Annotated in this window: 15 protein-coding genes; 8 read left to right on the top strand and 7 right to left on the bottom strand. The window is 65.8% G+C overall.

What is annotated here, in order from left to right; genetic code table 11:
- Position 1: 1 nt before the first annotated feature.
- Both FEK34_RS16750 and cobG read right to left on the bottom strand, forming a co-directional pair.
- The gene (locus tag FEK34_RS16750) at positions 2-274 is read right to left on the bottom strand and encodes a helix-turn-helix transcriptional regulator (protein ID WP_212748774.1); all 273 of its coding nucleotides are present in this window, start codon (positions 272-274) and stop codon (positions 2-4) included.
- 70 nt (positions 275-344) lie between these two features.
- On the bottom strand, positions 345-1,529 hold the full coding sequence (gene cobG, locus FEK34_RS16755) for a precorrin-3B synthase (protein ID WP_138448742.1): 1,185 nt from the start codon (positions 1,527-1,529) through the stop codon (positions 345-347).
- A gap of 526 nt (positions 1,530-2,055) precedes the next feature.
- Between cobG and FEK34_RS16760 the strand changes: the two genes are divergently transcribed.
- Together FEK34_RS16760 and FEK34_RS16765 are read left to right on the top strand one after the other, a co-directional pair.
- A complete protein-coding gene (locus FEK34_RS16760) occupies positions 2,056-2,487 on the top strand; it encodes an SRPBCC domain-containing protein (protein ID WP_138448743.1) in 432 nt (143 codons plus the stop codon).
- On the top strand, positions 2,477-2,809 hold the full coding sequence (locus tag FEK34_RS16765; protein ID WP_138448744.1) for an ArsR/SmtB family transcription factor: 333 nt from the start codon (positions 2,477-2,479) through the stop codon (positions 2,807-2,809). The genes FEK34_RS16760 and FEK34_RS16765 overlap by 11 nt, the downstream gene beginning before the upstream one ends.
- A 319-nt stretch (positions 2,810-3,128) precedes the next feature.
- Here the strand turns inward: FEK34_RS16765 and FEK34_RS16770 are convergent, their stop codons facing one another.
- Positions 3,129-3,947 (bottom strand): alpha/beta fold hydrolase, encoded by an 819-nt coding sequence (locus FEK34_RS16770; protein WP_138448745.1) that lies wholly within the window; start codon positions 3,945-3,947, stop codon positions 3,129-3,131.
- Positions 3,948-4,025: 78 nt separating this feature from the next.
- Here FEK34_RS16770 and FEK34_RS16775 point away from each other — a divergent pair, with 78 nt between their 5' ends.
- Positions 4,026-4,847: a helix-turn-helix domain-containing protein gene (locus FEK34_RS16775; protein ID WP_349292435.1), complete on the top strand. Its 822-nt coding sequence runs from the start codon at positions 4,026-4,028 to the stop codon at positions 4,845-4,847.
- A gap of 69 nt (positions 4,848-4,916) precedes the next feature.
- On the opposite strand, the gene FEK34_RS16780 is transcribed toward FEK34_RS16775, so the two are convergent.
- The 3 genes from FEK34_RS16780 to FEK34_RS16790 all read right to left on the bottom strand — a co-directional run bounded on the left by FEK34_RS16780 (position 4,917) and on the right by FEK34_RS16790 (position 6,990).
- The gene (locus FEK34_RS16780) at positions 4,917-5,264 is read right to left on the bottom strand and encodes a hypothetical protein (RefSeq protein WP_138448746.1); all 348 of its coding nucleotides are present in this window, start codon (positions 5,262-5,264) and stop codon (positions 4,917-4,919) included.
- A 179-nt stretch (positions 5,265-5,443) separates the two neighbouring features.
- The gene (locus FEK34_RS16785; protein ID WP_138448747.1) at positions 5,444-6,532 is read right to left on the bottom strand and encodes an NAD(P)-dependent alcohol dehydrogenase; all 1,089 of its coding nucleotides are present in this window, start codon (positions 6,530-6,532) and stop codon (positions 5,444-5,446) included.
- Entirely contained in the window at positions 6,532-6,990 is a 459-nt protein-coding gene (locus FEK34_RS16790; RefSeq protein WP_138448748.1) for a DUF4334 domain-containing protein, read from the bottom strand. Before FEK34_RS16790 ends, FEK34_RS16785 begins: the two co-directional genes overlap by 1 nt.
- Before the next feature lie 92 nt (positions 6,991-7,082).
- Between FEK34_RS16790 and FEK34_RS16795 the strand changes: the two genes are divergently transcribed.
- From FEK34_RS16795 to FEK34_RS16815, 5 genes are all read left to right on the top strand, one after another.
- The gene (locus FEK34_RS16795) at positions 7,083-7,652 is read left to right on the top strand and encodes a TetR family transcriptional regulator (protein WP_138448749.1); all 570 of its coding nucleotides are present in this window, start codon (positions 7,083-7,085) and stop codon (positions 7,650-7,652) included.
- 100 nt (positions 7,653-7,752) lie between these two features.
- Positions 7,753-8,124: a hypothetical protein gene (locus tag FEK34_RS16800; RefSeq protein WP_138448750.1), complete on the top strand. Its 372-nt coding sequence runs from the start codon at positions 7,753-7,755 to the stop codon at positions 8,122-8,124.
- Entirely contained in the window at positions 8,124-8,753 is a 630-nt protein-coding gene (locus FEK34_RS16805) for a DUF3558 domain-containing protein (RefSeq protein ID WP_138448751.1), read from the top strand. The genes FEK34_RS16800 and FEK34_RS16805 overlap by 1 nt, the downstream gene beginning before the upstream one ends.
- A 174-nt stretch (positions 8,754-8,927) precedes the next feature.
- Entirely contained in the window at positions 8,928-10,145 is a 1,218-nt protein-coding gene (locus FEK34_RS16810) for a hypothetical protein (RefSeq protein ID WP_138448752.1), read from the top strand.
- Positions 10,142-10,855 carry an ESX secretion-associated protein EspG gene (locus tag FEK34_RS16815; RefSeq protein ID WP_138448753.1) on the top strand — a complete coding sequence of 238 codons (714 nt, stop codon included), beginning with the start codon at positions 10,142-10,144 and terminating at the stop codon, positions 10,853-10,855. The genes FEK34_RS16810 and FEK34_RS16815 overlap by 4 nt, the downstream gene beginning before the upstream one ends.
- A gap of 823 nt (positions 10,856-11,678) precedes the next feature.
- Here FEK34_RS16815 and FEK34_RS16820 read toward each other — a convergent pair.
- Positions 11,679-14,069 carry a hypothetical protein gene (locus FEK34_RS16820; RefSeq protein ID WP_138448754.1) on the bottom strand — a complete coding sequence of 797 codons (2,391 nt, stop codon included), beginning with the start codon at positions 14,067-14,069 and terminating at the stop codon, positions 11,679-11,681.
- Between the last annotated feature and the right edge of the window lie 91 nt (positions 14,070-14,160).

Below are 14,160 nucleotides of genomic sequence, written 5' to 3' on the forward strand. Positions count from 1 at the left end.
ATCAGGCAGCGCTGGTGAACGAAATATCGACCGTCGCGTCCAAGGCGGCGGCGAGCCGGTCGAGCAGGTTCAGCGTCGGAACGTGTTCCCCGGCCTCGAGCCTGGAAATGGCCGCTTGGCTGGTTCCCGCGCGCCGGGCGAGTTCGGTTTGCGACAACCCGAGGTCTTCCCGGCGTTCGCGGATCGCCCGGCCGAGCTCGACTGCCCGCTTTTCGGCCTCATACCCCGCGAGCACAGTTTTTCCGTGCCGCTCGATGTCGCGGCCGGCATCCACCCTGACGTGCTGACCGTTGCTCATGGCACCTCTTTCGTTTTCAGGTGTTGACGCCGTTGCGCGACCGCACTCAGGGCTGGGTGATCCGGTACCCGTCGGGGCCGGCGGTGACGTCGGTGACGGGGCCGGTGGGGCGGCCGCAGTGGCGGTCACAGCCGGACCAGTGCTGGCGGCCGGTGATGAGGAGCTGGTCGGCGGGGGTCGGGGTGTCGAGGGGCGCGACATCGGTGCCGGGTGGGAGGACGCGGCCGGATTCGATGGCGGCGGTGGCGTCGGCGCGGACGTCGGTGTGGGATTTGGCGCAGCCGGGGCGGCCCGCGCAGGCGGTGACCTGCAACCACGGGGAGTTCGCGTCGAAGATCAGGCCCATGGGGGCGAGCACGCGCACCACCTGTTCGGCGGGCCATTCGTCGAGATCGGTGAGGACCAGCGAGCGCCACGGGGTGAGGAAGAGCGGGCGTTCGACGGCGGCCAGGAATTCCGCGGTGCGGGCGGGCAGCGAGCCGAGGCGCACGCCCGCGCCGAGAGCGATCAGGCCGTTGTCCTGTTCGAGCCAGCCGATCGGCGGGGGCGGGGCGGTGGCGATGTCCACGCGCGCCGCTACCGGCGTCAGGCCGAGCGACTCGACGAGACGTTCGGCGCCGTCCTCGATCTCGTGCAGCCGCCAATGGCAGGAGCCGAGATCGAGGAATGCGTGCGCGGCCGCCAGCAGGACGTCGGCGGTATCGGCGGCCGAGACCCGCAGCCCACTGTCGCGACCGGCGAGCAGGATGGCGAACTCGTTGGCGCCGACGGCGTGGGCACCGATATCGGGGCCGAGCGCGCTGACGTCGCCACGCCCGTCGTCCACCGCGAACAGCACCCGTCCGGGCAGGTCCGCGAGCCGCGTGGCAGCCAGCAATCCGGCATCGAGAGAATCGACCAGTGGATGCACATCGGCGAGCCCGCCGATTCGCCCCGACAGCGGCGAGGCGACGATATTGCGCACCCGCTCGTGTGTGCGGCTCGGCAGCAGCCCCGCCGTTTCCAGCCGCTCGGTCAGCTCGCGGGCGTCGTGCACCTGCCGGAGTTGCACATTCCCGCGCGAGGTGAGTTCGATATTGCCGTCACCGAGCTCGTCGGCCGCCGCCGCCAGCGCCTGCACCTGGTGCGGTTCCAGCCGTCCGCCGGGCACGCGCACGCGCGCCAGCGGCCCGTCGGCGGCCTCATGCAGCCGCAACACACCAGGGCAGGAATCCGAATCAGTGCGCGCCATGATCGGTCCAGCTTACGGGCCTAGCGGCGGGCGCGATCGGCTGTGGTCCGCCAGTCGGCTGCTCGCGGAGTCACGGCGAAGAACGGCGATGGGGCGTCGACGAAGGCCACCGGGCCGCCCACTGCGGGCACAGGGGCGGGCTCCGGCTGTGTCCGCGGGTGGGCTGTTTGCGGAGTCCATCGGCGAAGAACGGCGGGGGGTGCCGACGACTAGCACCGGGTTGCCCATTGCGGGCCCGGTGGCGGGCTCCGGCTGTGTCCGCAGGGCCGGCCGTTCGCGGAGTCCATCGGCGACCAACGACGAATCAGCGCCGACCAGGCCGCCCAATATGGGGCCGGCTGCGTGTCCGTTCCGCTGTGTCCGTCGGGCCGGCCACTCGCGGAGTCCATGAGCGCACGACATCGACGCGATGACCGACGACAGGCCGCGGCCGCGTATCCGGGCCGCGCGGGCGTACAGCATTGACGCAACCGATCGGTTGCCATAGTATTGCAACCGATCGGTTGCTACTAAAGAGGAGTGCATCATGGGATTTCCTGATCGAATCGAGCGGACCATCGAGCTGGCACATCCGCCGGAGAAGGTGTGGACGGCGATCACCACCGCGGAGGGGCTCGGCACCTGGTTCGGCAACGAGGCGCACATCGACCTGCGCCCCGGAGGCGAGGCCTGGCTGCGATGGGACCAGGGCGACTCGCAGAATCTGCGGGTCGAACGGGTCGAGCGCCCGCGCATCTTCGGATTCACCTGGCAGATCTACGGCCTGCCCGCCGAAGATCCGCGACGCACCTACGTGGAGTTCACCCTCGAGCCGACGAGCGAAGGCACCCGACTGACCGTCGTGGAGACCGGATTCGCGCAACTCGCCGACGACGAACACAAGGCCGCTCACAACGGCAATGTCGAAGGGTGGGCGAGCGAACTCGGGGAACTGGTGACCTATCTCGATGCTGCCTGAGAACGAGGCGATCGCCGAACAGGTTTTCGTCGCTCTGGCCGACCCGAGCCGCCGCGCCATCCTCGCGGAGCTGGCCTCGGCCGGCCCGTCGACGGCTACCGACCTGGCCGCCCGGCTCCCGATCACCCGGCAGGCGATCGCGAAACACCTTGCGCTGCTGTCGGATGCGGGTTTGGTGATCGCCGAGCCGGGCGAGCGTCGCCGGGTGCGCTACCGATTGCATTCGGCGCCCATGCAGGTGGCGCAGCAATTCCTCGCAGCGCTGGCCCGCGATTGGGATGGGCGGCTCGACGTGTTGAAGGACCACCTGGATCGGGCGTGAGGGCGGTGGGTGCGGCCTGTGGGGAGGCCGCACTCCGCCCGGCAATGGCATGTTCGTGCAGTCGATCAGCGGAGCGCCCACGATGGGTGCGGCCGACGCAGGCCAGGTGGACGCCGCCGTCGACAGCGGCGGCCTCACCAGGATCTGCCCGCGTGGCCCGACATGCTGACCGGGGGAATACATCCGCCGAGGGCAAGAGCGCCGGCGACACGCGCCCGCCGATCGGCTCACCGCTCATCTGCCGATGGAAGCCGCACTCGGGGACGATTGAGGCAGCAGCGCGGGCCGGCTCAATCGAAGTTGCGAACGGTCGCCAGCCCTAGCGGGCGCGGTCGAGGATCAAACGGGCGAGGGCGTCGGGGTCCTCGAGCATCGCGAGATGCCCGACTCCGTGCAGGTATTGCACTTCGGCGCCGGGTACCGCCTCGTACTCGCGTGCCGATGCCGGATCCCAGCGTGGGTCCGCGTCGCCGAAGATCACCAGGGCCGGCTTGCCTGCGTCGATGAGGCGCTCGGGGACGGGCCGCGCGGCGAGGTAGTCACCATTGGCGGCGAGGATCGCGCGGAATGTTCGGTAGGTCATCCTTCGTAGATCGGTGAGAACCTCGTCGGGGATGGTGACCGGTTTCGCCGCCGTTGCCGCGACGGCTCGGCGGATCATCGATTCGGTCCGGATCGTCCAGACGAGCGGGCCGAAGGGTGGTGTGGAGAGCGCTCGGACGATCGGCGGCTCGGGGAGAAGGGCCGAGAGGCTGGGGCCGGTGCTGACCAGAATCAGCTCCCCGACGAGGTCCGGCCGCCGCTCCACCAGGGCGGTGGCGACGTACCCGCCGCTGGAATGACCGACCACCGTCGGTTGCCGGGCGCCGAGCTCGTCCAGCACCGTCGCCGTCCGATCTGCCTGCTGCGCAACTTCATACGTCGATGCGGGCGCGGACCGGCCACATCCGGGCAGGTCGATTCTGATGACCCGGCACTCGGCAGCCAACGACGGGACCACCGGTGCCCATGTCGAACCGGTTGCGCCGGAACCGTGAATGAGCAACACGGGCGGCGCCTCAGGGTTCCCGTCGATGACGACATGCACGCCGTGGATCGTTGTGTCCGCGCGTGCCCGGGTAGAAGTCGGTTCGTTCATACGGACAGCGTGGCGCCCGGACCGCCCCGCCGTATTGAACGAATGTCACGCGATCGCCCTCCGGTTAGCCTGGTAGCTATGACCGCAACGGCCGGAGTGGACTGGAGCCGGGTCGATATCGCCGTCCCCGCGCGCCCGCCGGCTTCGGGTGTCCGCATGGCGGGCTTCCGTTACCGCGACGTCGCTGCCGTCGACCTGACGATGATCCCGCATCCGCTGGTCACGCTCCTGATCGATCTCGGCGAGCACGGCATCGTGTACGACGTGCTCGGGCAGCCGGTCACGGGGAGTGCGGTCGTCGGTCTGCGCGGCGGCGCGGTGCGCATATATGGTGCCGGATCCGGCGACGTCCTTCAGATCCGCTTGTCGCCGGTCGTCGCGGCCGCGGTCCTCCGCGACACCGACGTCATCGGCGGTGCCGTGACACCCTTGGCGGAGCTGTGGGGCGACAGCGCCGAGTTGACCGAGCGACTCCGTACGACGCCATCGTGGGACGACCGGTTCGCTCTCGCCGTCGCGTTCCTACGCAGCCGGGTGCCCCGGAAGTTCCGGCAGGCACCCGAAATCGCCTACACCTGGGACCAAGCCGTGCGCAGCAAAGGCCTGGTCCGCATCCAGGATCTAGCCGCCGAGACCGGCTGGTCCCGGCAACGCCTCTGGTCTCGTTTCCGGGCCCACATCGGGATCACACCGAAGCATGCGGCCGAACTCGTCCGCTTCGACCATGCCGCTCATCTCCTGGCAGCGGGGTGCCCGCCCGCGGATGCCGCGGCCGAGGCCGGTTATGCCGACCAATCCCACCTGCATCGTCGAACCAAGGCGTTCACGGCTCTGACCCCTGCCGTTGTCGCCCGAGCGCCGTGGCTCGCGATCGACGACATCGCTTGGCCGACAAGCTGATTCAGTAGCCAGGATCACCGGGGCCGCGCACGCTTCGACCGGGCAGAAGCGGGGACCATGGTCCCCGGCCTATCCCCAAGTGGCCTGATCGGGCACCGTCGAGCTGAACACCACATAGAAGAAGTGGCCCGGCATCAACTCGTTCATGTCGTGCCAGCCGCCCCACGGATCACGCTGGTAGTAGCGCTCCATCCCGGTGCCGTCGTCGTAGCACACGATGCCGCCGGTGCCGAACGGGCTCCAGTAGACATCGGTGCCGGGACGCGGTAACTCCACCGGCGTGCGGAACAGGTGGCTGCACGGCGTGATCACCGGGTCGTAGATGGAGGGCTGGGCGGCGGCTGACGGGGCGAGCGCGGTGAGTCCCGCGACGGTGATCGCGGCGGCAGCGAGCCCGCTGCGGACGGTGGAACGCATCTATCCTGCTCCTCTGCTGGGCGGAAAGGGGTTCACTCTGCTGCGTCGGCAAGCACGTGGCTACCGTTACGTGCCGATGCCCGGCGCATCCGTAGCATCCTGCCGCATCGCCGCCGCTGCCCACGCCGGAATCCGCAGGAATCAGCAGGCATCCCGGCGTTGACGCCGCACGCGGTGTCTCACCAGGTGAGCACCGGTTTGACGACGCGGCCGGCCCGTTGATCTGCGAGCGCGCGATCGATCTCGGTGTGCGGGTAACGGGTGATCAGCCGCTCCACCGGCAACAGCCCGCGTGCGTGCAGGTCCAGCAGCTGCGGGATGAACTCGCCGGGCACTGCATCGCCTTCGAGGCATCCGCGAATCGTCTTGCCGTTCAGCACGATATCGCTGACGTCGACCGGCGGCGTACCCGCGCCGAGCCCGACCGCCACCACCGTCGCGCCCGTCGTGAGCGCGGCGACGGCATCGCCGAGGACGCTCGCGATACCGGTGGTGTCGAGCGCGTGGGTCGCGCCGCCGCCGGTCACCTCACGGACCACCGGGGTGGTGGGGGCTTCGGCCGGGTCGATGGCGGCAGCGGCGCCCAGTGCGCGGGCCAGTTCGCGGCGCGCGGCGGAGGTTTCCACCACCGCGACGCGCACATCCGGCAGTGTGCGTGCGGCAAGCAGTGCGGCCATGCCGACCGCGCCCGCACCGTAGATGACCAGCCAGGAGCCCGGCCCCGGACGTAAGGCGTTGAGCACGGCGCCCATGCCGGTTTGGAATCCGCAGCCGAACGGTGCCGCCACGGCGAGGTCGATCGCAGGGTCGATGACGATGGTGTTGTCCTCGGCGGTGAGTGCGTATCCGGCGAAGCTCGACTGTCCGAAGAATCCGTCCAGCACGGGAGTGCCGCCGGTGGTCACCCGTGGCTGCTCGTGTGGGCGTCGCCCGAACTGGTTCAACTCGGTCATGCGTCGGCAGTAGGCCGGACGGCCCGCCCGGCAGTTCGGGCACGCACCGCAGTGCCGGAACGTCAATACCACGTGATCGCCCGGCCGGACTCCGTGCACGCCCGCGCCGACCGCCTCGACCACGCCCGCGCCTTCGTGCCCGAGCAGCACTGGCCGGTCGACGGCGCCCGCACCCCGGCTCACCAGGTCGGTGTGGCACACCCCCGCGGCGGCGATGCGCACCAGCACCTCACCCGCGCGCGGTTCGTCGACGTCGACGTTCTCGATCGTGAAGGGCGCCGACGGATCGCGCGATAGCACCGCGGTCGTACGCATCAGACCCGCTCCAGCAGGAAGTAGAAGTGCTCACCGCGCGAGAGCACCAGTTCGGGACGCCCGTTCATGATGCCCATCAAGGTGGTGTCGTCGAGCCACTTGAAATGGTCGAAGACCGCGCGCCCGTCGTAGACCATCGTCGCGGTGACCTCACCGCGGAACTCGATATTCCACAGCGTCGCTTCGCCTTGTCCGAGTTCGACATTCGAGAACAGAGTGCCGTCCTCGGCCCGGCAGATCAGCGGTTTGGCGTCATCGAGGGCCAGGAACGTCTTGCCGTACCAGCGGCTGGCCGGCAGTGCCCGGCACAGCGGGTGCCCGGTCTGGAACGCGTCACCACGCCATTCGCCCAGGATGTCCTCGGCGCGTGCGGGCCGCAGCGTTGCCCACAGTGCGTCCAGTTCGGCGGCCGACACACCTTCGGCCCGATCCCTGAGTTCCTGCCATCGTGCGGCCATCGCATCCTCGTCTCGCCGAGCTTCCAGAACCGTTTGGTTCGTCAACCGACCATAGTTCCGAACCAAATGGTTCGGCAAGCTACGATTCGGGCATGCGTGCGGCAGGTGAGGCGACCCGGGAGCGAATCCTCGCGGCGGCCAAGGCCGAGTTCGCCCAATACGGCATCGCCGGAGCCAGGATCAACCGCATCGCCACCGCGGCACGGGCCAGCAAAGACCGGCTCTACGCCTACTTCCCCGGAAAACACGAGCTCTACCTGGCCGTCACCGAACGCTGGACCGCCGAAACCACCGCCGAAACCGCGCTACGCGCCGAGGACCTGCCCGGCTACGTGGGCCGGCTGTTCGACCACTTCTTGGCCAACCCCGACAACGCGCGCTTGCAGGCCTGGTCGGAACTCGAACCGGCCGACGACGACGCCGTGGCAGAGGTGGTGCGCCGCACCATCGACCCGAAACTCGCCGAACTGCGCCGCGGTCAGCAGCAGGGCTTGATCACCGCCGACATCCCGGCCCCGGCGCTACTGCGCATGCTCACCGACCTGGCTCGCACCAGCGCTATGCACGCCGCCTTCGTTGACCGTCGTGCGGGTCGGGCACAACGTTCGACCGTGCAACGGGCGGCGATTGTCCTTGCCGCTCGCCGCCTCGTCGCTCCGTAGTCCTCGGGAAGCCGCCGAAAACGGTCGATTCGATGGAACCGCGAGGGGTCCTGTTGCGTCCAGTACAGTAAGCAAAGCTTGTGGAAGGGTGGGCCAGTCGATGGACGTTGGGCAGGGGAACGCCAACGCACTATGGCAGCAGGCGGTTGCCGGAACGTTCCGCATGGAGCGGGGTGCGGCCGAAGAATGCGCCAAGGTTTTCGTGCGGTTGGTCGATATGACGTTGGACCCGCAGATTGTGGAATCGCGGCGGTTACATCGCCTGGACGGGTTCGGCGGGTTCGATTCCGCCCGGCAGCTACAGGCCGGGTTCGAGGCCAAAGGCGTCATGACTACCGAGGCGCTTACGGGAGTGAAGGAAGCCGCGCTTCGGATGGCAGCCGCCTTCCTGCGGGCAGGTGGTGCATTCGAGGAGGCAGACGCGATGAACACGCGAGCAATTGATGCGACGAGGGGAACCATCGACCAGTGATGTCACGAAGATTGCGGTGGGTTGCCGTACTGGCCACAGCGACAGCCGGTTTGGTGGGCTGTTCACAGGACGGAAAGGATTCGGCTCTGCCCTCCAGCTCCGCGATGGCTGCTAGTTCGACGACAGAGACAAGTCCAGCTCGCCCCACGTTGACAGATCCGAAGCTGCAGCCTCCGACGCAGCAGAACAAGTACACGACCGAAGGGCGACCAGAAGTCGTTGTGGATCCCTGCACATGGTTCAGTGACGAGGCCATAGCGAAGGCCGGCCTCGATCCTGGAACCCGTCGGCGGGGCAGCGACTGGGTTGCCGAATACACCTTCCTGACCTGTGATTTCGACGGACTGCACCGCGATCTCTCCGTGGATTCGGGCAACGTCACATGGCAGGAGGACATCGCTAAGAACGGCCCGAACAGCAAGCCATTGACTGTCAATGGCCGGGAAGCGATGTGGGTGCTCGATCCGGATCTGCAGGGCACCTGCGATATCCATCTTCGGACGAAGGTTGGCTTCGTGATCCTGAGCGCAGTCCGCACCCACGAAGGCATACAAGCAGGTTTGCAGAGGTGCGACGGGGTTCTGGAGATCGCCGAGGCGATCGAACCCGAGATCGGGAAGGAAAACTGAGCGGTGGGGAACGAGCCGACTTCAGATCCAGCAGGGATATTTGGTCCCGGCCTAGGAATTTCCCCCGATTCGGTGCAGGCGCGAATCCGTGCAGAGCGGAGCCAGAACGGGGTTGCTCAATTCGAGCGTGACCACCTCTCCCACGACGGTACGGATCCGGCCTACATCCAGCGAATGGAACATTTCGAGGGGATTCCGCACGAAGAAATCTATACAAACGCTCAGAGCATGGCCCCAGGAAACATCCACACATATGGCGACAGGTTCCTGAGTATCGCCGCTTCCTTGTCGGGAGGTCTGTTCGGTGCCCATATGGCGATCAACCGTGCACTATCAGACGGTTTCGACGGTCAGTTCGCCACGGCCGCTCTCGACGCGGCTAAGCGTTTCTACGACCAAGCCACGGACGTTCACGACGTGATCTTCGCAGTGGGTCACCGCATCAAGGCCGCAGCCTACGGTGCGGAGGTCGTCAAGTCCTCCGTGCCGCCGCCCGTGCCTGCATCGAACGCCACTCCAGCACCGGCCGGCACCCCGACAACCGCTGTACAGCCCAGCCCGGTGACCTTGGTCGACCTGCTCGATCCGAGCGGTGCAACGTCGTCCACTGCGGCGAAGGAAGAACAGCGCCAAGTTGCTGTCGGAGTGATGAATACCGTCTACAAGCCGACATACCAACCGTCCGGGGAAGGCGTGCCGACCTTTGTCCCTGTTCAGGGTCCGGGTGAGGTCGGCCCGGGTCCGGTCGGGCCGGGCTCGAATGGTGGCGGATCATCACAATCTGGTTCCGGCGGTGGTGACGCGCGGCAAGGCGCAGGCACGACCGGCCAGGCTGGACCGAACGAGGCGGCTACCGAGGAGCCACAGGTCACCGCAGCGAATTCGGACCCGGCGAACTCCTCCGGTCAGAATTCGTCGACGTCGCCGCAGACCGGCATGACCAACTCCGGCAGTCCAGCGGGTGCCGACCCGCGGTCATCGACGACCGCTGCGGGCTTCCCCGGTGGTTCGTCGTTGCCGGGAGGAGGTTCCGGCCGCTCCGGAAGCTCGCCCGGCGGCCGCGCCGGCTCAGGTGGCGGCTCGCAGGCTCCGGGTCTGGGCCGCAGCATTCCCGGCGCGCCCACCGGCGGGAACTCTGCGGGCGCGGCTGCTGCTGCGGGAACTGGAGCGGGACGCGGAATCGGAAGCGGTATGCCCGGCATGATGCCGCCTGGAGCAGGGCGACGCAGCAGCGGTGATGAGGAGTCGGATCGAAAGACACCGGACTACCTTGTCGGCAACCACGAAGAGGAGTTGCTCGGCCGCCGCAGCGGCACTGTGCCGCCTGTGATCGGCGGGGACGCACAAGCGGCCCAGTCCCAGTCGGCGGAGGCGAATAGTCGGCACCGATGAGGTGGACATTTACCCCAGACGAGTTCATGCACGTGTGGTCGCAAACGGGGCTCGACCGGTATCCGTTTCCGCTGAGTCTGATTTCTTCGGTTCGCTGGGAAGACGAATACGAGCGGCTTGCGGCTGAACTGAGTGCTCGACTCCCTCACGGGGACGACCCAGATTTGACGGCGGCACTACGAGTCGCGGCTCACCCTGACACAGTGGTCACCCTTACGGGCACACGGCGACATCCGATACGGGTTTACGGCGCAATCGTGGCAACAGTCGCTGTGACACTTGTGCAGCTTCCGGGTTCGGATCGCGAGTTCGGCGGCTCGGTGGTGGTCGAAACCGGCGGTGTAGATCTACCTCCCAGGGTTATCTCGTCAATACTGGGTGATTGTCAGGCCGGGCGGCACCGTCCCTTGGTGGAAGATTGCGACCGCCTGCACGCTGACGACCAGGGCTGGAACGGATCGTCCCCGACGACCGCTGATCGCATGCGGAAGTTGCTGTCGGCCCCGCGCGACGCGTCGGGGCGAGTTGAAATCCGGCACCGTGTGAGCAGCGAGCGTCCGCATCCCCCAATCCATTTGGGTTGGTTCGACGTAGTTGATGATGGTCGTTACGTCTATCGGCAGCGTTACCAGGACTTCCACATCGACCCGATCTCGTTTCCGGACCTGCGAAGTGAACTGCTGCGGCTAGCGATGCCGCCCGGAGAATAGTTCAGGGAGGTCTCCCGTCAGTCCCATCCCGGAAACGCAGGCAGCGTCGGCGGCGGTTCGGCGGCGGTGACGGTATACGTCAGTCCGTCGTCGTGAGTGCCCGGCGGGAGGGGGAACAGCTCGTATCCCCACTCTTGACATGCCTCTAGATCCGCGGGGCTTCCCGGGCGCACAGCCACATGCCAGCCATCGAAGACATCGGTCGATGGCCCCTCCCAGTGCGGAACCTCGGACCGTGAGGACGTTGGCGACGAAGTCGCGCTTGAAGGCGTCGTCGAATCTCGCGCGGCGGCACCGACTCTGGATAGTTCGATTGTCGAACTCTCGATAGTTCCGAGAGGCCAGGTCACGTATTGTCCTGGACCTTTTCTGCTGGCGGCGCCACGAATCTGGAGACATGTTTGAGCGCGAACGCTTTCCGAATCCTGTGATACCGACATCAACCGCCAATGGAAAGTGCCGACCAGCCAATTGCCGGCGATTTTGGCGCCTAATCTTGATGACGTTGGCGACGTCAGTGCTCGTTCAAATCCCGGGTAGGAGTGTTCTGCGCCATACATCTGGGCGATGAAGTCCGCTTCCGCAGCCCCTCGGGCCAGCGTCACGGCCATGTCGGTCAGCTCCCTGCCTGGTTCTGCGGACCATACCGCAGTTGATTCGCTCAACGAAGCCGGGGGCACGAATGGCCGAGCTTCCGACAGTGATCTTTCAGCAGAAGGATCGTCACCGCATGCTGTGATGACCATGGCCAGGAAGACCGCGACGACAGATCGTAGAAATCGATCAGGCGGCCTCGTCCATGCTGATCCAAAAGATCGGTGACTCAGCGGGGCCACGTGTTGTACCCCTGCTGCTCGAGTTCATCCGTGAAGAGCCGTTTGAGTTCATGCTGGGCATCGATGGTTCCGTTAGAGATGACCGGGGTAAACGAATCTCGCCCCTTGTCACCGTTATTGAGGTAGTCGGTCTGGTCTTCCCGACTGATTCCGTAGCTGTCGAGGATATCGGGCAGGTATCGCTCGAGTACATCTGCCGATGCGTCGTCCGGGGTAGCGGCAATGTACGGTTTGAGGTGACGCGATCCATCGTCCGATGTACTGAACACAGTTTGTTGCAGCTCATCGGAAAGCGCGTATGGGTTGATCTGTCCTGTCGCGATCAGTTGGCTGAACAAGTTGTAGCGGCGGTCGCCGACTGTCCCTGAACGGTTGAGGTCGTACTCGGTTCCATCTACTGAAGACCCGGGAAGGCGTCCCCCGTACTCTGGATCGACGCTCGTCAATGGATTCTTGGGAATCTCGATCAGGGCCTGCGCCATCGGGCCTCCAACGGCGCCCACCGGCCCGGCGGCGCCAGACAAGCCGATCAGGTTCTGCACCACGCCGTAGGCAGCGGAGCGCTGATCCGAGATCTCCTTGGTTCGGTCCGTCTCATTGAGGTTGAGGTCCGCTACGTAAGCATTCAATCCCGCGTCGACTGTGCCGCGGAGCCTTCCCGAATAGGTTCCGAGTTCTAATGGTTCGCTGTCACTAGGGAGTACTGCCGCGTTCGCGAAGTACCGGTCGATCTGTTCGGCCCGCGCCAGTGCGGCGCCATTTATGGTTGCACTCGCGGTCGGATCGCCGTCGAGTGCACTGAACACCCGAGTGACATCGGCCGGCCCCAGATCGGAGGTGAAGCCGCGGGTACCCGTCAGAGAAGCGGGGGCACCGACCATGTCGGCTGTGTAGGGCGCAAGAGTCGCGGCGATTCCTTGAGCGGCCAGAGGGTTCACTTCCCCGAACGACTTTCGGTCCTGCCCGGGCATGTCGAGCAGTGACTGGTAGATGTTCGTCCCATCATTCGACTTCGTGGTCGACATGATGTCCGCCAGCGAGTGGGCGGCTTGTCCAGCTCTTTCCGCTTTGGCGGGATCTGGATCGTATGCCTGATCGCCCGCCCAGGAGACCATTGAACTCAAGGCTCTGCCGTCATCGTTCCACTCATGCGTCATGAGCGCGCCGACCGTGTCACTTGCGCTGTACGGATGCCAGGATTGCCCTGGCGTTCCCTTGCCGAACAGTTCGTCCGAACCGATCCCGGTGAGTAGTGCGTGCGATGCTTCTTGATTGCGTGAGGAAACGTCCAGGAACTGTGTCGCGGCAGATCCTGATTGTTGCACCCACGGCAATTCGGCGCCTTTTCGGCCGGTGTCGCCGTATATTCCGGTTCCGTGGTCGTCGATCCACGCTTGATGGGCGGCCTGTCGGCCCAGTTCGACGCCGAAACGATCGCCAGGCTGGTAATCGGGATTCGCGGCTCCCAGAAAGTCGGAGAAGCTGGTCATATCTTGGAAGTACTTGCCGTGCGCAACTTCCGGTGAGTCGTTGAAGTTGTCCCGGTAGCCATCCGGGTAGTCCTCGGTGTTCGCATCCGGTCCCGCGAATCGGGTACCGGTCATGAACTGGACCTTCGGGTCGAGCTTGGTGAATCCACCGCGACTGTTGACGGACCCATCCGGATTGCGGCTCGTGACTTGCTCGTTGGATAGCGTGAGCATGCCGGTTGCGAGTTCGCGACGTAGTGCCTGGCTGTCCGGTGAGCTGTCCGATTTCAGTGTATTCGATAGTTCGGTCAGCCCGTTGAAACCTGCTTTACCGTACAGGTTTTCCAGATACGCCATGGTCGACGCGGGGACGGTCACCTCCTGCCCGTTCCGGATTGCTTCCAGCTGCTCAGGGGTGAGGTTGGTTTTCCGGAGATTCTCGAGGATTCGCTGCTTCTCATCCTCGGACAGTTTGCCGTCGGCGATAGTCTCCCCGTCTGCGATTCCCTGCTCGGCGGTCAGTTGCTTTGACGGATCAAGTTTTCCGGGTGCCTCAGCGGCGATGGCAGCTACGTCTGGGCTGTTTTCGAACGCCTTTCGGATGTGTCCTGTCGCAGTCTCGACGGCAGTTCCGAGCTCGGCCAACGCTGACTTGATCGGAGGCTCCAGAGTGTCACGCCCGTGCTTCCAGAGGGCGCTGATGGCCGCGGTCTGTTTGCCCGGGTCCTCGATCGAGGAAATCGCAGCGCTCTCCGCGTCTTTGCTCGGCCTGACCGAGCCGTCGTCCCCGACCTCGTACTTAGCGGTTGTTGCCGTGGAAATCGCCTGGATACTCTTGTTCTTCGCGGCCCAGATGGCGTTTTGATCCTGTTGAAGGGCGGTAACTGCGTTCGTCAGATCAGTAACCACGCGCCTCCCGGCGGATACGACCTGATTTACAGTGTCTCGGGCTCGGTCCGCGGTCTTTCCCTCCCAGAATGCGGACGAACTCTGGTAGGAA

The organism is Nocardia cyriacigeorgica, from assembly GCF_005863245.1.
Taxonomy (GTDB): domain Bacteria; phylum Actinomycetota; class Actinomycetes; order Mycobacteriales; family Mycobacteriaceae; genus Nocardia; species Nocardia cyriacigeorgica_C.